The organism is Armatimonadota bacterium, from assembly GCA_016125185.1.
Taxonomy (GTDB): Bacteria; Armatimonadota; Fimbriimonadia; order Fimbriimonadales; family Fimbriimonadaceae; genus Fimbriimonas.
The window spans coordinates 88,476-107,273 of record WGMG01000006.1; the positions used below are offsets into that span (position 1 = coordinate 88,476).

Genomic DNA, 18,798 nt, shown 5'->3' on the forward strand with positions numbered 1-18,798 from the left:
CACTAGGATACTGGGTACTTGGCCACAAACAAGAAAGTCCCCTTGATCGGCATTTGCGACCAAGGGGACCTTTTTTGTGAACCTATGCAGCGAGACGCACGGGCGGCTCTTGCTCTGTTGCGTTCGACGAAACGTGGGTGAGTTCCGACGCCTGTTGAAGCAGGCTCTCGGCGGCCTCTGAAATGAGGACCGTGACGTGGTTCTGATCCGCGACCTTGGTGAGAACGTCGGCGGCCTGTTGGCTCAGATCGCTGGACGCAAGGCTTAATGTTCGGCTCGCGGCAATGGCTCGCTCGGCCGAATCGCGAATCTGCTCGGTTGAGGCACCGAGCGAAGCAACGGACATACCGACGGCTTCGACCTGGCTCCGCACCGAACTTGCTTCGTTGGCTACCACTTCGGCTGACTTCTGAATGGTGACCAAGGCTTCCGATGCCTGGAGGCTCTCGCTTTCCGTTGCCGAAGCCTCAGCCTGCGCAACCTCGATCGCCTCTATGGCGACAGAAACCTCTTGGTTAATTGCCTTGACCAGGACCGAAATCTCACGACTGGAAGCCGAAGACGACTCGGCAAGCTTGCGAACCTCGTCTGCGACGACAGAGAATCCTCGTCCGTGTTCACCGGCTCGGGCGGCTTCGATGGCGGCGTTAAGCGCCAAAAGATTGGTCTGAGCCGCGATATTCTCGATCATATCGGTGATCTTGTCGATCGACTCGCTCTTCTTGCCCAGTTCCAGCACACGCTCAGCGGTGTCTTGAACCTGCTCTCGCAGAGCTGCAAGGCGCTTGATGGCGCGTTCCAATGTTTCGGAACCCGTTTCGGACTGCTTTTGAGCGATCTCGGCCGCCGCGTCTAGCTGTCGAGCCGACTCGCTAAGGCTGTCAAGCGCCGTGGCGGCAAGTCCAGACTCAACCTGGCCTTGCTCGGCTTGCTTAATCTGCTCTTCGCTAACTGCAGAGACGAGCATAGAGGCTTCATTGGAAGATTCGGAAACTTCTCGAACACGCTCGATGCTGGATGCAATCGAGTCGGAAAGTTCCTTTGATGCTCCGGCCGACTGGTGCAGGCTTTGGCCGGTGGCAGTCAGAAGGTGGGCACCCTGGTTGAGCTCGCGATTGATTCGCTGAGATTCTTCGAGGGCAAGTTCCTGCTCGATGGCGGCTTCTTCCAACTCGGCTTGTCGCTCGGCTCGGCGCTGTTCCATTTCTTTCTGCGCGAGTTTAGTCGCGGAGACGGACTTTCGCCATTTGAATCCAATCCAGATTCCGAACAGGATGGTCAGGAAGGTAAGGGCGGAAAGGCCCTTTCCATAAACCGCAGCGGCGTCTTTCGCCTGTTTGTCGGCTGTGCCGGTGTCCTTGTCCAATTTGCCGAGGATCGAAGGCACGTCGAGGTTGCGTTCGGACTTAAAGACGCCATCAAGCTCAGTTCGGGCTTGCAAGGCAGTTCGCGAGTGCATGACGATTAGTCGGATCGGGCTAAATGCGTCATCTTTCGTCGACATGACCTTTGCCTTTAGGCTCGGCATCAGCTTTTCGGCTTGAGCCTTGGCTACGTCGAGTCCGTTTGCCGAATAGTTCAGGATCGCAATGACCATCGATCGCGCTTCGGGATCGTTGGTATCGTTGCCGATGATCGGTAAATACTCCAACGAGTTGCGCAGGACCGAATTCTGCTGCTTGAAATCGTCGAGATTGTTGGCTCGCGGGTCAAGGATATTGCCATAGGCTTCGGCATCCTTGGACAGTTCGGGACTGAACTTGGTCTGAGCTTTGATTTTCTGAGCGGTTGCCTTGATGTCGTTGAACGTGGCAACGATCGGATCGTAGTTGGTGACCAATCCAAATCGGGCCGCCAACATTTCGCGTTGGAGCTTGGTTTCGAGGTTTTCGGCGTGCTTAATCGATTCGCCGATGGCGCGATAGTCAGCCTCGTGCGAGGGCTTAGCATGCTGGTAGGTGAGAGCGATGAGTCCAACGCCGCCAGCGATAGCGACGCCGATCAAAATCGGTTTGAGGTTCATTTCGCGGTCTCCGGCTGCTCTCCGGTGAGAGACTTCAGGAATTCGACGATGTCGCCAACGTCGTTCTTGTCCATCACCCGGCCAAGCTGGTAGTAGCCCATAAGCTGTACGGCCATGTCGAGCGAATCGACTGAGCCGTCATGAAAGTAAGGATGCGTGAGTTCGACATTGCGGAGCGTGGGTACCCGGAAAACGCCTTTGTCCTTTTCTCGCTTGGTGACGGCGAATCGGCCGGCATCGGCGTCCGTGATATCTTTGCGGGCGGCAAAGTAGTCGTCCATTTCGCCAAGCTTGGCAAACATGTTTCCGCCTACGTTTTCGCCTTGATGACACGATGAGCAGCCGATCTTCTTGAAGGTTTCGTAGCCGCGAATCGCTGCTGGGCTAAGGGCGGTCTTATCTCCCTTCAGGTATCGGTCGAAGGGGGCGTTAAGTGTCGTTAAGGATCGCTCGAAGTTTGCAATCGCAGTGCGAACCGCGTCCTCGGTGATGCCAGTCCCAAATGCCTTCTTGAACTCGTCCACCATGGCGGGGTCGCTGTTCAACTTGCCGATGATCTCCTTCCAATTGGAACCCATCTCCTTCGGGTGGTGTGTGGGACCGTTGACCTGAGCCTCAAGGCTAGGGGCGCGGCCATCCCAGAACTGGATGAAATTGTGGCCTGAATTGAGCACGGTCGGGGCATTGATACCTCCGATCGCACCATTGATGCCGGTTGAGTGCGACTTCTGGTCGCAACCTCCTGTGGAAAGGCCGTGGCAGGACGCACACGCAACGGTGTTGTCCTTCGAAAGACGCTTATCAAGAAATAGCTTTTTACCGAGCTCAACCTGATCTTTGTTGAGACCCTTAATTTCGCTGATCGGACGAATTGGCTGATCGCCAAAATCCTCATCGGAAGCCTGTGTTGTCGCCGTCGACACGCTTGGAACGGTGGAATCGAGGACGATTCCGCACCCAAAACATGCGAGCGCGACAATGAAGACTGCTCCCGACCGGACCGTCCGAGCAGACACATGTGACTTGTGAAAACTCATAGAACCGATACCCCTGGTCATTCGCGGATGACCACTATTCGTTATCGGAACCGACGAAAGTACTTCTTAGTAATTTCTAACACTATCCCAAATAAATGGGACAGACTGTTCGGAAATATAAGCGGCTTAGGTTGCGGCGGTGCGGACAGCTTCCAACGTGTACGCCGCGTTCCGAAGGTGATGGTCCAGTGAAAAGACATGCTCGATCTCTTCAGCGGATAGGTTGGCTTTCACGTCTTCATCATCGATGACTGACTGCTTGAAGTCATGGCCTTCCCATGCCTTTGCCGCATTGCGCTGAGCCACTTTATACGCCGCTGCACGGCTGAGACCCTTTCCTACTAGCGCAACCATCAGGTGCTCACTGAAGACGAGATCGCCCATCTTTCGCAGATTGGCGCTCATGGTATCCGGGAAGACGACGAGCCCGCTTAGAATTCGGGTGAGGCGGTTGAGCATGAAATCGGCCAGGTGGCAGGAATCGGGGAAGATGATGCGCTCCAAAGACGAGTTGGTGAGGTCTCGCTCGTGCCAAGTGGCCACGCTTTCTAGCATCGCATGGGCGTTGCCACGAAGCAGGCGCGCTAGGCCGCACACCGTCTCGCTGTTCCAAGGATTGCGCTTGTGGGGCATCGCGCTGCTGCCGGTCTGACCAGCGGCAAAGGCCTCTTGGACTTCTAGTATCTCGGTTCGCTGGAGGTTTCGAAGCTCGGTCGCGATTCGCTCCAATCCGGCCCCCATAAGGGCGAGCGTGTTGAGGAAATTGGCGTGCTTATCGCGGTTGATGATCTGGGTGGACGCCGGTTCAGGAAGCAAGTCCAGCTTCTCAAGGACGGACTTCTCCATCGGAGGATCGACGACGGCATGGATGCCCACCGCGCCGCTGATCTTTCCGTAACGTAGCTCTTCGCGGCAGGTTTTCAGGCGGCCGATGTTGCGGTCGAGCTCAGCCATCCAGTTCGAAACCTTGAACCCAAAAGTGATTGGCTCGGCGTGAATGCCGTGGGTTCGGCCAATTTCGGGCGTGGAAATGTGCTTTTCGGCGAGTTGATTGAGCACATCGCGAAGCTCGTGAGCCGAGGAGATGAGCACATCGCACGAGTCGCGGAGCATCATGCCAAGGGCGGTGTCGATCACGTCGTAGCTCGTGACGCCGTAGTGAATCCACCGTCCAGCAGGTCCAACGTTCTCTTCCAAACATCGAACGAAGGCCACGAGATCGTGTCGGGTTTCCTTCTCCAACTCGTCGCATCGGTCGAGTGTGAACGTCGATTTCGAGCAGATTTCTCCTAGGTCGGCTTCAGGAATGACCCCGGCCTCACCCCAACCCAGGCAGATGGCGATCTCGACCTGTTTCCACTGTTCGTACTTGGCTTGTCGCGACCAAATTTGGTCCATTGCGGCGGTGGAATACCGGTCAATCATCGTCCCCTATAGGGTACCAGAGGCCCCCGGCTTTTCATCGTTGACGGCGTTGTCGTGCTAAAGTGTGGGTAGGAGCGTGGTTTCGCATTGAGGAACATTGTTCTGCCGCTTGGGGCGATCATTATGGTCGGAGCCGTGTGTAGCGGCTTCTTCATGAGTGTGCGTAACGGCTCGGATAAAGATTCTGGCGGGACCTTGAGCCGCCGCATGGGACTCGGAACCGGCACCTGGCCGCCCTCTTATCCGGCGCTGATGTCCGATGGTACTTCACTTTCGATCGATGGCGTCCAAGCCCTCACAGTGGGTGAACAAGAGCGCAATAAGACCGGCATCGGACTCTATTCGATCTCGCGAGCCGACAAGAAAGACACGCTTTCTTTTGCGGTCGACGGCAACACAGTGACCCACACGGCTTACTCCATCCACGAGGTCACGTGGTGCCAGGCAAAGACTGCTTACTTCTTTGTCCAGAGCGAAAAGGATTCTGACGGCGGCGAGAAAGCGGCAATTTGGCAATGGAATCGAGAGAAAGGATTTCAGCAGATTTCGAAGCCGCACGGACCGCTGACCGATCTGACGGTTTCGCTCGACGGTGCGGTGGTCATGGCGCGAGCCGAGGGCGAAAGCTATATGGGCATGGCGATGTCCGAAGACTTTCTCCTGGTTTCGACGCGGAGCCGCCATGAGAAAGTCGTGACCTATCCCGATCAGAGCACGGGCGCGACGCCGCTATCCATGGACGAAGTGCTGATCGACGGGCACAACAAATACGGCAATCAGACTTACAGATGGAACCTTGGCGATGACGTCAAGCCGCTGGTTCATGATGCCAGTATTGTGAGCGTGGCGACAGCGGCAGGGAGGCTGTTTGGCATCCACAAGAAGGCGAAGGGATTCGAGATAGTGGAGATGAACGACAAGATGGACGGCTGGACCAACGTCTACAGTCTGCCAAAGAGCCTCGAGCCCAAGGCAAACTAAAGGGACCTAAATCGGCGGAGCTGGAGTCGTCTCCGGGACCAAGTCGTGATCCATCGGCTGCATGTGGTAGCCGCTGTCGCCAGTATGGTACTGCCACCAACTGTGGAGGTGGGCCGATTGTCCCTGCTTGGCCGCGGTGGCCGGAAACCACAGGTTCAGCACGGCATGCTGGCCGTGATCCACTCGAACTCCAGGTGGGACCTTATCGGCCTCGGTTTGGTTGAGCCAGGTCCGCTCGATGTCGAAATTAAGTGAATTGAATTTACTGGTGTTGTAGAAGGTGTATTGCACGATCCAGCCATCGGGAGCTGGGTATAGATCCACCGTATAGCGGTAAGACGTGCCACCCAACGAAGACATCAACAAGAATAGCGCTAGCCAGACTGCGCAAAAGATTCCGGCAGCTAGCAACTGCATTTTGGAACGAGCGCCTGAGGACGTGGTTCCCGTGGGCTCGACCGGCTTCCCTAAGTGATGGAAAATCTCGGCGCGAAGATCGTCCCATCCGGCAAAGTTGTCTCCCAGGATCATCGACTTGTCTTTAGCCTTCAGGGAATACCGATTGTAAGTTCCGCCACGGCCTGACGTCCTCCCGAGGAATACTAGATCTTCGACATCGCTCCAGGCGATTCCAACATTTAGTTTGCCGAAAGCAGTGAACTGCCTAACGCCTTGCTCACTTGTCTCCACGCGGGACAAATAGGTTATGACACAGAGGCCGATGCCACAAATCGCCATCCACGCGACGATCAGGGGCGAAATCGACTGGCTCGAACTAAAGGTTTTCGGAAATAGGGCGAGCAGGATACCGAGGATCACAAAGAGTCCTCCGAGCAGATAGCCGGTAGGTGACCCTGTTCGATACACCCGCTTCATAAGCTCCATTCTACGCTGAAGAGAGACATGTTGCCCTCGCACTCCTTCTGGTTCTCGGTCAGCAATTTCGCGAAACCAATAGCCACCTAGTAACATAGAAGAGACTATGATTCTTCGCCCCGATTCGCGCGGACGGTTCGGCAGCTTCGGCGGGCGCTATGTGCCCGAAACCCTGATGCCAGCCCTCGAACAGCTTGAGAAAGAGTTCGATGCCGCTTGGGCGGACGAGTCTTTCCGCGCCGAGTACATGCGGCTATTGACTGAATATGTCGGTCGCCCTTCAGCTCTGACGGAGGCGCGCAACCTCAGCGAAGACACCGGTTTCCACGTGACCATCAAGCGGGAAGACCTCAACCACACTGGCGCCCACAAGATCAACAACGCGATCGGCCAAGCTCTCTTGGCGGTTAGAATGGGCAAAAAACGCATCATCGCCGAGACCGGAGCTGGTCAGCATGGCGTCGCCTCGGCGACCGCCTGCGCTCTGCTCGGTTTGCAGTGCGAGGTGTACATGGGCGAGGAAGACATCAAGCGTCAGGAATTAAATGTCTTTCGCATGAAGCTGTTGGGTGCCAAGGTGCATTCGGTTTCGAGTGGCACCAAGACACTGAAGGATGCGCTGAACGAAGCGATGCGGGACTGGGTCACGAACGTCGAGTCGACCCACTATATCATCGGCACGGCGGCCGGGCCGCACCCCTATCCGTACATGGTTCGTGAGTTCCATCGGGTTATCGGCGAGGAGGCCCGTTCTCAGTATGTGGAGCGATACGGGGTAACACCTGACGCGATCATTGCGTGCGTGGGCGGTGGAAGCAACGCCATCGGGTTCTTCGTCGGCTTTTATGGAGATGACAATGTTCGCATGATTGGCGTCGAAGCCGGTGGACACGGCCTATCCAGCGGCGAGCACGCCGCGCCTCTGACCGCTGGTTCACCCGGCGTGCTTCATGGCAGCTATAGCTACCTAATGCAGGACGAAAATGGTCAGGTTATTGGCACGCACTCTGTGTCGGCGGGCTTGGACTACCCCGGCGTTGGGGCCGAACACTCGTACCTGAAGGATTTGGGCCGAGCCGAATACGTTGCGGTGACGGATGACGAAGCTCTCGACGCGCTTCAGTGGTGCGCAAGACGAGAGGGCCTGATTCCGGCGCTGGAGAGCGCACATGCGTTCGCGGCGCTGAAGATTCCCGGTCTGATCAAACCCGGCTCGCGGGTGATCGTGAACATGAGCGGCCGGGGCGACAAAGACATGGTCACCGTCGCCAACATCCTGAAGCTGTAGTCTAGGGCTTGTTTTTGGCTTCGTTTGAAGCGGGAGTTGCCGGAGCGACGCCGACCTTCTGCGACAAAAAGTCGGCGATCGACTGAAAGCCGGACTTCTTGGCATATTCCAGCAGTTTGGCTTCGTAGGTTTTGCCGATCGCTTCGTTTGCCGAAACGAGCTTATTGACCCTCGCCTCAATTTCCGCCGATTGGCTCTTTTGGTACTGGGCCATGCCGTCCAAAACCTGACCCTCGTTGTCGTGCTCCTGGGTTCGCCACTCGACCATCAGGTTTTGAAACTCTTTGAATTTGTCCGGCGGCTGGATCGCCTTGAGAGAATCCACATACTGGCTCTTCTTGTCGTATAGGTCTCGCATGGCCTTCAGCAGTTCGTCGGCTCCGCCGCTTTGGCCGATCTTTTGGATTTCAGCTTGCCCCTTCGATTCGATGTCTTCGTACTGCTTGGAAAGCTGCTCCATTTTCTGCAAGTACTGCTCGTCGTTCAACTGCTTAATATCGGTGATCTGGGTTCCGGCCTTGCACCCGGCGGCGATGATCAGTAGGCCGACGCATCGGTAGATCGTCTGTCGGACGGTCGGATTATCGATATTCAAAGGGCGGCCTCTCCATTCATCTCTTTCAGGATAGATTCTTTTCGACGCGAATTGAAAGTCATCCTTTTCCCCCTCGGATGGCATCAGACATCTTTTGCAGTTCGGGAATGTTCATGATCGGCTTCGCGGCGGCGCTTGGATTGGGTGGACGATTGTGAGTTGCCCCCGGACGAGCGTAGAAGAAAGTCACGGCCGAATAGCCGAGAAGATTCCACTTCTCTCGCATATCCACGCCGAAGCTGGACTCCATGTCGAAGCGGAGACGCGAGTTGAAAGGAATGGCATCGAGGCTCCGCTCACGGGTGAGCACGTTGTATCCGAGGGTGTGCCCATCCAACCCCCCGACCTTCACATTGTTGAGGAATGGATGCCAGAAATGATCGTCCAGGGTTGGCAGCACGCCGCCGGCCCAGCCGTAATAGTCTTCGGTTCCAGTTCCAAAGAGGGTGGGAAAGCCTTTATCGTAGGCGTCATCCACATACACCTTTTCGTCCCCTTCACCCCACCACGAATCCTTGCGAATATTCAGCACCGTGAAGGCATCGCCAACGTAAACGCCCTTGCCGTGGATATCGACGAAGTTCCAATCCTGAAAAGGAGTCCCAGGGACGATGTCGTCGGGCCGCCATCGAGCGCAAAAGTGCATGCTCGAATCGTTCCATGTCCACTTCTTGGTCTTCCATTCGACGCCGACACTCTGAGGTTCTTTTCCGAAGTTGTAGATCCGCAGGGTTGCCGACTTGTGATAGGGCATCACCCAGTCGGCCTCCATGATCGTGCCCATGCCGACTCCACGGTTCATGGTTCCAAGTGGGTTGAACGCATCCGCTGAACAGAAAAAGTCGCCGAGAGGGCACCATACCGTTTCCTCTCCATCGAACGAGATGGATAGCACGAGTGGCCGCTGGCCCCTTGCGTCGAATGGGTTCCGAAAATCGAGCGAGTGAATGTCAAAGCCCAAATGACTGATCGCATTGGAGCCCGCTGGAAGGTCAATCTGCTTGAATTGCCCTGCTGCGATGGGGTTGCCTCCGTCAATACTTCTGACCGAAGAGATCGAATAGATGTGCTTATCCGCAAATTTGAGGCGGTCGTAAGACTTTGGCGGGACAAATGACTCGACCTTGGTTCCCGGCGGATACGCTCGGTAGCTGACGATGTTGTAGAACGGCTTGTCCGTCATCGTCACCTTCACACTTTTGGCGAAAGGGATCGGAAGATAGCAATCGCCTGCGCGGGCGGTGGGTTGGGCGAAGGGACGGGGAATACTTCCTTTGCCCTGGACCAACTTGATGAATGACTCATCGATGACCGGCTTCGTGTTGCCATCCAGGTAGATGCGCACGTTCGGTCCCACGTGGTTGTTGAAGTCGTAGTAGAAGAACGGGGTCCACATCTTGGTGATGCACCCCGGACCCTGGCGCTCCATCACGACATATTCGTCGCCCTCCTTGCGGATGTAGCCAGTTCCGTCGCTGTCAGCAAACCAGCCCGGTTCGCCCCTTTTCACCGAAGCGCGGTTGTAGCTTGACGCCTGCAGGCTCTCGTACGGCGGGTTGGGAAAGCGGGCCAGACGGTCGCGATCGACCATCTCGGCGAGCAGACTCTGAAGCGTGATCGTCGGAGCCCCGAGGGCGGTGAAGGCGAACAGAAGTCCTATCACGACTCCATTATTTCACGTTCCCGTTATCTCCTTCCGATCCGTTGAGCATCTGGCAGAGAGACTGAGCTTCGGACATGCTCAGACCATCGATCCAGGTCGAGAATTGATCGTCCTGGTCGATGATCCGGTAGCCGCAAAACACGCTGTAGGCAACGTAGAACCGCATCTGTTTGAGAGTACGGGCGGCAGGAGGTCGGTGGCGGGCGCGTGATGACATATCAGATTTCTGATTATAACATTTTTGTTACAAATGTGTTACCTTGAAAACAAAATTGTGTATCCTATGATTTGTAGGAATGAATTCGCGACCAACTGCCGGTGAACTGAAAGCGATCCGCAAGCGCCTGCATCTCACGCAGGAGGAGCTGGCGGTGCGGCTGGGCATTTCGCGAAATCGTTGGTCGCGGTACGAGTACGGCCATAGTCGTATTCCGCTCGATTTGGCCGAAAAGCTAGCGGCTCTTCATAGTGAAGAGCAGACCACGCCTAGCGATATGACCCATGCGTCCCTTCTCTTCGGATTTATGTCCCAAGTGCCGGTGGTCGGGCGAGCCTCGGCTGGGGTGGGTGAGACCAACGTCGATTCTGACCTCGAACCAGTATGGGTTCCACAATCGCTCGCTCGCCTAGGTGGAATCGGATTTCGCATCGACGGTGACTCGATGATGCCCGCCCTTCAACCGGGCGATGTGGCTGTCTTTCGGGCCAGTAGTACGCCCAGGCGTGGCTTTACCTTTCTTGTCCGCAATCCAAGCCACGAATTTCGGTGCAAGAACCTCGAATGGCGTAACAACGAATGGACGTTGGTATCCCTCAACCAGTCGTATCCCGACGAGGGGCTTGGCGCGTCCCAGGTCCTCGGTATCCTCGTGGGGTGGTATCGGTCGGTTGGCACCTACGAGAAGCTCGAAGCCGACCCGCACGGATTAAGACTTGAACCTTTTTAGGGCCAAACGCCACCAAAAGGCCCATTACATTCGTACACTGTAATGTTATGGCTTTCGGATTTCCTGCGCGATACGAGTCCACATTCTCCAACGTTCCGCCAGGAACAGACATCCGGCGAGCCGTCGGAAGCGCCCTTGCCAAGATGGGCTGGAAGCCGACGAGCGAAGGCAACGGCTACCGTGCCTCGACCACCTTTAGCATGGCCTCCTGGGGTGAGAGAATCACGGTTCAGTTCCTTCCAGGCGACCGATCGTTCAAGATCCGTAGCCAGTGCTCGTTCTTTTTGGCTGTGCTTGATTGGGGCAAGAACCAGAAGAACGTCGAGAAATTCTTGGACGAGCTTCCCCGGCATTACATCTCCCTCCCGGCTACGGCTTCGTTGGCGTAACGGAACCAAATCTTTCCACATCGCCGTTACCTAGTTGACGGTTCTCCGTCCTATAGATGAGCTTCCCAAGCTCGGGTTGGTTATGACTTCGCTTCTCGTACTCTTGTCTGGCCTGCAAGGGCAAACCGCTTCGATTACGAATTCGACCCTTCTCGCGTCGCCGCTTTTGGCTGCCGTTTCCTACCTCGAAACCGGTGAACTCAGCGCTAAGGTCGTGATCGTCGATGAACTGAAGCAGGTTCCCGTCGCCTTTACCGACTTCTCGGTCATCGGTCCTGATCCAGGAACGATCCGCGCCGTCCGGACGGACGGCAATGGTGAGATCGATGTGAAACTCGAACCCGGCCTCTACGCTTTCGAATCCAGGGATCCGATCGACTTCAAGGGACAGAAATACACGTGGTCTACGTCGTTCGAAATCTCGGCCAATGAGCGAACCAAACTGACCCTCACTCACACCGATGCAATCATCGAAAAGCCGAAGGTCGAACCCAAACCGAAGGTCGATAAGTCGACCGCCGAGACGAAACTCTACCAGCGCTACCGCAGTTCGGTGGTGACGGTCGAATGCGACAGCGGAAGCGGATCGGGATTCGTTATCGACGCCGACCGAGGGTTGATCATGACGACCTACCACGTGGCCGGTGGCAGTAGCTTTCTTAGTGTCCGCTTCTCTCGCCAAAACCATTACGAAGCCCGCTTCGTGGCCGCCGACCCGAGTGCCGACGTCGCGATTATTCGCGTGAACCCGGAGGTTCTCAACTATATTCCCGCCGTTCCGTTAGTCCAGGGCCGACATGTCGGCATCGAAGGCCAGCGCATCGTGGCGATGGGGAGTCCGGTGTTCCAACAAACTACCATCACGCAGGGCATCATCTCGAAGGTCGAGGACGACGCGTTGCTTTCGGATGTGAAGCTAAGCCGAGGTAACTCAGGTGGGCCGATCCTCAATTTGGAAGGTGAAGCCATTGGCGTGGCGACCTACGGCGATGCGGCGAAGCCGGGCGATGCGGGCGTGTCGGGAATCGTCTCTATCCGCAAAGCCGACCATCTGCTGAGCACGATTCAGAACCTTACGTCCGCGACACTTCCGCCAGCCGACAAGCTACCGGATAACTCTCCGGTGACCATCCCAGCCGACATGTTGGAGCGGATATCGCAGTCGATCAAGGGCGGAGAGCCTTTCCTCAAGTCGCCGAAGAACTTTAGGACCTACATCAAGACTCCGTTCGACGCCAACCTGAACGCGGTGCGATACAAGAATTTCCTCAAACAAAAGATTGCGCGACGATATGGCGGTAAGGTTCCTGCCGACCAGGACTTAGAGATGGGGCCGTTGTACTTTTGGAACAAGTACGTTGGCAATCAGTTCGAGCCGGTCGTGTCGATCGAGGTGATTCCGTGGCCGCAGGAAACGAGCGCGAGCTTTCTGACGCGGGTGGCGGCGTTCGCCCTCGGTACCCACTCGAAGACGCAAAAGGAGATGCGGGATGACTTCACCAAGATGGTTCTGTATCGCAACGGCGTCGAAGTCACACCCATTCTGCGCAAGCGCATCCGCGATACGGAGATTTACGATACGCAGGACATGGTCATGCGCGACACGGCTCTTTCCGGCTTTTACACATACCAGCCGCAGGTGTTTACACCCGGCTCAAAGCTGGAACTGCACGTTTGGAAGAACGCGGACAAGAAGCCGACGGTCATCCGAATTCCCAGTAGCTACCAGGACCGAATCTGGAATCAATTCCGGGATTGGTCGAGATTGGGTGGCTAGTCGCCCACCTTCGGCTATAGTAGAAAAGTACCGATGATGACGTCGCCGAGCCTGAATTCCCTGGCCGAAGCAAAGCAACTCCCCGCCTGGAGTTCTTGGAAAGATGGCACTCCCGCCGGATACTTTGGCTTGGAAGACGCCGACAGCGCGGCCACCTTCTTTCGCGAAAACGGCTTTGTGGTGATCGAGGGTGGATTTTCGCCCTCCGAAATCGAAGCTTTGCGCGAAGAGGCGACGAGCATCTGCCGCGGGGATCGCGGCGAAGTTCGCGGCATGCCTCCGCTGACTGGCGACGAAACCGACGAAGAAATTCTGCGCCAAGTCCTTTGTATCCACTTTCCACACAAGATCAGTGACCTCATGTTTGAGACGCTGAAGGCGAAGGCATTTGTAGAGGTATTAACAAGAATTATTGGTCCAAACGTCAAGTGCATGCAATCGATGCTCTTCATCAAGGCCGCAGGGAAACCCGGACAAGCGTGGCACCAAGATGAGGTGTACATTCCCACTCGCGACCGAACCTTGACCGGCGGTTGGATTGCGATGGACGATGCGACCGTGGAGAATGGGTGCCTGTGGGTGATCCCCGGCTCGCACCAGACGGGCACGATGTACTTCCAGGAGTGGCATGGGGACGACCGCTTCGACTGCTCGCACGAGGCGCAGGGCTTTCCCTATACCAATGACGACGCGGTCCCGGTCGAAGTGAAGGCGGGCTCGGTCGTGTTCTTCAACGGCTACCTCCTCCATCGATCCTTGCCGAATTACGCGTCGACCGGGTTCCGCCGGAGCCTGGTGAACCACTACATGAGTGCCGAATCACTGTTGCCGTGGCACTGGGGCGGCGAGATGGATGGGCCTGTTTCCCAACTCGATAGCCGCGACATTGTGATGATCGCAGGCGAGGACCCGTACCGCTTCCGAGGCTATAAGAACATCCACGGCGTGCACATCCGACCCGATGGTCAGGGCGGGTGCGGGAGCTATCAGTACAACAAGAAATAGCCGATTGGCCTAGTCTTCCGATCCTGATTGTGATATAGTTTGAACAAGTGTTCAAATGATTGAACAATCGGTCAATAAGTCGGCCCGTCGAACCAATGACCCGGTTGCGACGAGGGCGAAGATACTGGAGACGAGCATTCGGCTCTTTAACGAGTATGGGTACCACTCGGTGTCGTTTGCGCAGATCGCGAAAGCGACGGGATTCCCCAAGAGCTTGGTGGCGTACCACTTCGGCACGAAGGAGGAGCTTTGGGGGGCGGTGACGGCGCACATGATGAAGCCTGCGGCTGAGGCAATGGATCTCTTTCTCGCCGGAAAGCTGACGGTCGGCGAACTGCTGACCATGCGTTTGCAGATGCTGGCGGCTTCTCCTCAGCGCGCAAGATTCGTCGCCTGGACCAGTCTTTCCAACATCGATATTCCACTGCCTCTTCGCGAACGCCGGGACCTCATGCGCAAGCGCATCGTAGACATCGACGCCGAAACGGTCCGGCGATGCCTGATGGCGCTCGCCCTGATGGATGGCTGGTTCCTCAATCGTTCCAGCTACGCCCTCTTGATTGGGGAAGAGGCTGTCGACTCGGTCACGACCGAAAGGTTAAAGATTGAGATCGAAAAATTGATCGGATTGCCATTGGAGTCTGAAGCATGAAGAAATTTGCTCCGCTTATCATCATCGCCGTCGTGACCATCGGCGGGTACTTCATCGACCAAAGCCGTCGAGCGCGCGACAGTCAGGTTTCTGGCTTTTTTGAAACCCAGCCAATTAGGGTGGCTTCGCGAGTCGGCGGACGAGTGGCGAAGATTCTGGTGAAGGAAGGGGATGAGGCGAAGACGGGCCAAACCTTGATCGAGTTAGAAGCCGACCCTAACGTGGCCAGTAAAGACGCCCTGGCCGCCAACGCTCAGCAACTGGAGGAGCAGTACCAGAAGATCGCGGCGGGGAGCCGACCAGAAGAGATCGAGCGACAGGCGGCGGCGGTGGACCAGGCGAGAGCGGCGCTGGAGAAGCTTAAGAACGGCGCGCTGCCTGAGGAAAAGCAGCAGGCGAGAGACCGAGCGGCGCAAGCCAAGAGCCAATACGACAAGGCTCTGCATGGCAGTCGTCCCGAAGAGGTTCGGCAGGCGCGGGCCGTCATGAATCAGGCTCTGGCCAAGTACCAGCAGGCCCAGCGTGGACTGACACAAGAGGAACGAGCCCAGCTTCAGGCGAGACTCGACGCGGCCAGAACGGCGGAGAGCCTTGCGAAGAAGGAACTCGATCGGTACACGAAACTCCAATCGGAGGGGGCAGCTTCGGTGCAGGTTTTGCAGGCCAAGCAAGCGGCACACGATCAGGCGGTTAGCCAGCGTCGGGATGCGGAAGAGGCGGTGCGGCGTGCCAATCTAGGCACTCCGAAAGAGGAGCTTGAGCAAGCGCATCAGGCCTATCTGCAAGCCAAGGCGCAGTTCGACATGGTGCAAGCCGGGCCGAGGGCCGAGGACATCGCGGCAGCCAAGAAGGAATATGACGCGGCGCAGTCGCAACTGGACCTGGTCCTCCGAGGAGCAAGAGTCGAGGACATCGCGGCGGCCAAGGCAAGACTGGATGCCGAGTCGGCGACGCTGGCTCTGCTGAAGGCGGGTAACCGGAAGGAAGACATCGCGGCGGCAAAGGCGGCTTGGCAAGCGGCTCAAGCTCAGTTGGTCAGTAGCGAGGCGGTTGTGGGCGAGCGGAAGATCATCGCACCGAAAGGCGGATTGATCGAGCGAATCGACATTGCCGACGGCGATTTGGTCGCGGCGGGAGCTCCGGTCGTTGAGATGAGTGACCCCGACGACATCTGGATCCGCGTGTACCTGCCCGAAGCTCAATTGGCCAAAGTCAAAGTTGGCGACGATGCAACGCTCTTGATCGATGGCATCGCCGATCCGCTTGAAGCGACAGTGGACGCCATCTCGCACCAAGGCGAGTTCACACCCGCCAATCTTCAGACTCCAAACGAGCGTGGCAAGCAGGTCTTTGGTATTCGTCTTCGGCTGAAGAAAGCCGATCCACGAGTGCGAGCCGGCATGTACGCCACCGCGAAAAGGATCGGGCAATGGCCATAGAAACGGTCGTCAAGACCGATAAACTCACCCGAAAGTTTGGTGACTTTACCGCCGTCGACGAGGTCAGTATCGAGGTCACGAAGGGAAGCATTTTTGGCTTCCTCGGCCCGAACGGAAGCGGCAAAACCACCCTCATCCGTATGCTGTGCGGGGTTTTGGAACCGACCTCTGGCGATGCAACCGTCAATGGCTTCGACGTGCTGACCCAACCCGAGGAAGTCAAGCGCTCGATCGGCTACATGAGCCAGTCGTTCAGCCTCTACCGCGACCTTGACGTGGAAGAAAACCTCGAATTCTTCGGCGGAATTTATGGCCTCGACCGTAAGCGGTTGGCCAAAAGAAAGCAGGAGGTCATCGACTTGACCGGGCTGGGGCCATACAAAGACCGTCCAAGCGGACAGCTTTCGGGCGGCTGGAAGCAACGCCTCGCCCTTGCGGCGGCATTAATCCATGAGCCTCAGCTTGTCTTCCTCGACGAACCGACGGCGGGCATCGACCCGGTCGCACGGCGGTCTCTGTGGGACCTGCTCTTCGTTCTCGCCAGCCAAGGGATCACCTTCTTTGTAACCACCCACTACATGGATGAAGCGGAGCGATGCGGGCAGATCGGCTACATCTACCTTAGCCGCCTGATGGTGATGGGGAGCCCCGAGGAACTGAAAGTCCTGCCTGCGGTAACTCCAAAAGGAACGCGAAGAATCTCGATCTCAGTGGACCATGCTCCGCAGGCGATGGTGGCTTTGCGATCGATGCCGGGAATTCTGGATTCGACGTTGGTGGAAGCAGAAATCCATGTCGTCCTGAAAGAGGATGTGCCGGATTCGGCCGTGAAGAAGTGCATCGAAGCCGCCGGGTTCGCTGTCAAGCAGATTCGGCCCGTCGAGCCCTCACTTGAAGACGTTTTCGTCACCTTAACAAGGAGCCTTTCCTCGTGAAGAAGCCGGGGGCATTCTATGGACTGAAGAGCATCGTGGTCAAGGAATGGATGCATCTCAAGCGTGATCGAACGACTCTGGTTATCGCCCTGCTCATGCCGATGCTCCAGCTCACCATTTTTGGTTATGCGATCGATTTCGACGTACGCCATATTCCTACCGCCGTGGTTGATCTCGACCGAAGTCGCGAGTCACGAACCTATCTGTCAAAACTAGCGGCGACCGGCTATCTCGACATCGTGAGCCGACCAAATTCGGCGGATCAGGCGGCGGACATGGTTCGAGCTGGCGACGTAAAAGTTGTCGTCACTATTCTGTCGGGCTTCAGCCGGGAGACTTTGGCGGGCCGACCCGGACCAGTGGGAGTGATGGTCGATGGTTCCGACAGTCAGGTGGCTATTCGGGCGCGATCGGCGTTCATGTCAGGTTCTCCTGCGGCGACGAGTGGTGTCGATCCACGATTGACGGTTTTGTATAATCCCACGAGCCGAACCGCAACATTTATGATCCCAGGGTTGATGGCGGTCATCCTTCAAATGGTCAGCGTCACTCTGACCGCGTTTAGCATTGTGCGCGAGAAGGAAAACGGAACGCTCGAACAACTGATGGTCACTCCGGTCAGCCGTCTTGGGCTGATGGTAGGGAAGATTCTGCCCTATCTGGGCTTGGCCATGGTCGAGCTTGGAGTGGTGCTCGTGGCGGCGAACATCGTCTTCGATGTGCCGTCAAAGGGGAGCCTGATCGCTCTCACGGTCATGACGCTGCCGTTTGTTTTTGCGTCGCTGGCCATCGGCCTCCTCATCAGCACCGTGAGCAAGACCCAGGCCCAAGCCCTTCAGCTTGTCCAGCTCACTCTGCTCCCGAGCATTTTGTTGTCGGGCTACGTCGCACCCCGAGACACGATGCCGGGTTGGCTCTACTTCGTCAGCGCGTTCTTTCCCGCCACCCACTATGTGCAAATCACGCGGGGAATCATGGTTCGCGGTGCGTACTTCATGGACCTTCTGACGCCCTTTTTCGCCCTGATTTTGTTGGCGATGGTGCTGGTGCTGATCTCGGCCCGGCAGTTCCGAAAGAGCCTGAACTAGAAGAAGTCACGCAACCCGTGGGTTTGTTGCCACACCAATACGTCCACGCCCATTCGGGCGACGTCTTCCTTATACCGGCCCATCTTCGCATATTCGAGATAGGTGACGATCCACAGCGGCCAAAGGCAGAAAAGCCCGACCCAAAACGTGATGACGCAGAGCTTTCGAGATTCGGCAAACCGCCTCGCCAATTCGTTGAGGTCTGGGGTGGGCATATATCCAGGTCCCATTCTCGGTTGCGGCTGAGTGTAGAACGCCTGGGTAGGGTTCGGCATTGGCGTCGGCTGCTGCGGGGGCATTGACGGTTGTTGGCTGAAAGTCTGCCGAAATTGGTGGCCGCACCCTGGACAGGCAACGGCGTTCAGCTCGTTCTGCCGACGGCATTCGGGACAAACTTTGTAGCCTTGCGGCTGAAACCCCCCACCAGGATTCATTGGGTCAGTTTAGCATCGGAATGGATCAAATTCAATCCCGCTCGAATAAAGGCACTCGGGCCGATTCGAGTATCATTTACGTTGCACTGGAGAGATGGCAGAGTGGTCGATTGCACCTGTCTTGAAAACAGGCAAACCGCAAGGTTTCAGGAGTTCGAATCTCCTTCTCTCCTCCATTAAATTCAAAATGCCACCTTCTTGGTTGTATTTAAGGTTGTAAGGGTAAAAATCACGGCTAGCGAAC

18 protein-coding genes and 1 tRNA gene are annotated in these 18,798 nt (G+C 56.6%); 11 read left to right on the top strand and 8 right to left on the bottom strand.

Annotated elements, in window-relative coordinates:
- Positions 1-82: 82 nt before the first annotated feature.
- From GC165_08085 to GC165_08095, 3 genes are all read right to left on the bottom strand, one after another.
- Complete coding sequence (locus GC165_08085; GenBank protein ID MBI1332825.1) at positions 83-2,023, bottom strand: hypothetical protein; 1,941 nt, start codon at positions 2,021-2,023, stop codon at positions 83-85.
- On the bottom strand, positions 2,020-3,060 hold the full coding sequence (locus GC165_08090) for a c-type cytochrome (GenBank protein MBI1332826.1): 1,041 nt from the start codon (positions 3,058-3,060) through the stop codon (positions 2,020-2,022). Before GC165_08090 ends, GC165_08085 begins: the two co-directional genes overlap by 4 nt.
- Before the next feature lie 126 nt (positions 3,061-3,186).
- Positions 3,187-4,485 (bottom strand): adenylosuccinate lyase, encoded by a 1,299-nt coding sequence (locus GC165_08095; GenBank protein MBI1332827.1) that lies wholly within the window; start codon positions 4,483-4,485, stop codon positions 3,187-3,189.
- Between the two features lie 87 nt (positions 4,486-4,572).
- Between GC165_08095 and GC165_08100 the strand changes: the two genes are divergently transcribed.
- The gene (locus tag GC165_08100) at positions 4,573-5,466 is read left to right on the top strand and encodes a hypothetical protein (GenBank protein ID MBI1332828.1); all 894 of its coding nucleotides are present in this window, start codon (positions 4,573-4,575) and stop codon (positions 5,464-5,466) included.
- 6 nt (positions 5,467-5,472) lie between these two features.
- On the opposite strand, the gene GC165_08105 is transcribed toward GC165_08100, so the two are convergent.
- Complete coding sequence (locus GC165_08105) at positions 5,473-6,342, bottom strand: hypothetical protein (protein ID MBI1332829.1); 870 nt, start codon at positions 6,340-6,342, stop codon at positions 5,473-5,475.
- 106 nt (positions 6,343-6,448) lie between these two features.
- Here GC165_08105 and trpB point away from each other — a divergent pair, with 106 nt between their 5' ends.
- A complete protein-coding gene (gene trpB, locus GC165_08110; GenBank protein ID MBI1332830.1) occupies positions 6,449-7,630 on the top strand; it encodes a tryptophan synthase subunit beta in 1,182 nt (393 codons plus the stop codon).
- A 1-nt stretch (position 7,631) separates the two neighbouring features.
- On the opposite strand, the gene GC165_08115 is transcribed toward trpB, so the two are convergent.
- Genes GC165_08115 through GC165_08125 form a run of 3 tightly spaced genes read right to left on the bottom strand, consistent with a single transcriptional unit; the run spans position 7,632 to position 10,105 of the window.
- Positions 7,632-8,225, bottom strand: coding sequence for a hypothetical protein (locus GC165_08115; protein ID MBI1332831.1), 594 nt, complete (start codon positions 8,223-8,225; stop codon positions 7,632-7,634).
- 58 nt (positions 8,226-8,283) lie between these two features.
- Positions 8,284-9,888: a DUF2961 domain-containing protein gene (locus GC165_08120; GenBank protein MBI1332832.1), complete on the bottom strand. Its 1,605-nt coding sequence runs from the start codon at positions 9,886-9,888 to the stop codon at positions 8,284-8,286.
- A gap of 7 nt (positions 9,889-9,895) precedes the next feature.
- On the bottom strand, positions 9,896-10,105 hold the full coding sequence (locus tag GC165_08125) for a hypothetical protein (GenBank protein ID MBI1332833.1): 210 nt from the start codon (positions 10,103-10,105) through the stop codon (positions 9,896-9,898).
- Between the two features lie 79 nt (positions 10,106-10,184).
- Between GC165_08125 and GC165_08130 the strand changes: the two genes are divergently transcribed.
- From GC165_08130 to GC165_08165, 8 genes are all read left to right on the top strand, one after another.
- The gene (locus GC165_08130; GenBank protein MBI1332834.1) at positions 10,185-10,835 is read left to right on the top strand and encodes a helix-turn-helix domain-containing protein; all 651 of its coding nucleotides are present in this window, start codon (positions 10,185-10,187) and stop codon (positions 10,833-10,835) included.
- Between the two features lie 47 nt (positions 10,836-10,882).
- Positions 10,883-11,224 carry a hypothetical protein gene (locus tag GC165_08135; protein ID MBI1332835.1) on the top strand — a complete coding sequence of 114 codons (342 nt, stop codon included), beginning with the start codon at positions 10,883-10,885 and terminating at the stop codon, positions 11,222-11,224.
- An 82-nt stretch (positions 11,225-11,306) separates the two neighbouring features.
- Positions 11,307-13,001 (top strand): hypothetical protein, encoded by a 1,695-nt coding sequence (locus tag GC165_08140; protein MBI1332836.1) that lies wholly within the window; start codon positions 11,307-11,309, stop codon positions 12,999-13,001.
- A gap of 36 nt (positions 13,002-13,037) precedes the next feature.
- A complete protein-coding gene (locus tag GC165_08145; protein MBI1332837.1) occupies positions 13,038-14,006 on the top strand; it encodes a phytanoyl-CoA dioxygenase family protein in 969 nt (322 codons plus the stop codon).
- Positions 14,007-14,061: 55 nt separating this feature from the next.
- Complete coding sequence (locus tag GC165_08150) at positions 14,062-14,658, top strand: TetR family transcriptional regulator (GenBank protein ID MBI1332838.1); 597 nt, start codon at positions 14,062-14,064, stop codon at positions 14,656-14,658.
- Positions 14,655-16,097: an HlyD family efflux transporter periplasmic adaptor subunit gene (locus tag GC165_08155; protein ID MBI1332839.1), complete on the top strand. Its 1,443-nt coding sequence runs from the start codon at positions 14,655-14,657 to the stop codon at positions 16,095-16,097. The genes GC165_08150 and GC165_08155 overlap by 4 nt, the downstream gene beginning before the upstream one ends.
- Complete coding sequence (locus GC165_08160; GenBank protein MBI1332840.1) at positions 16,088-17,032, top strand: ATP-binding cassette domain-containing protein; 945 nt, start codon at positions 16,088-16,090, stop codon at positions 17,030-17,032. The genes GC165_08155 and GC165_08160 overlap by 10 nt, the downstream gene beginning before the upstream one ends.
- Positions 17,029-18,120, top strand: a complete 1,092-nt coding sequence (locus GC165_08165; protein ID MBI1332841.1) for an ABC transporter permease subunit — start codon at positions 17,029-17,031, stop codon at positions 18,118-18,120. Before GC165_08160 ends, GC165_08165 begins: the two co-directional genes overlap by 4 nt.
- Here the strand turns inward: GC165_08165 and GC165_08170 are convergent.
- Positions 18,117-18,554 carry a hypothetical protein gene (locus GC165_08170; protein ID MBI1332842.1) on the bottom strand — a complete coding sequence of 146 codons (438 nt, stop codon included), beginning with the start codon at positions 18,552-18,554 and terminating at the stop codon, positions 18,117-18,119. The genes GC165_08165 and GC165_08170 overlap by 4 nt on opposite strands.
- A gap of 88 nt (positions 18,555-18,642) precedes the next feature.
- Here GC165_08170 and GC165_08175 point away from each other — a divergent pair.
- Positions 18,643-18,730 (top strand) — tRNA-Ser (locus tag GC165_08175).
- Positions 18,731-18,798: the final 68 nt, after the last annotated feature.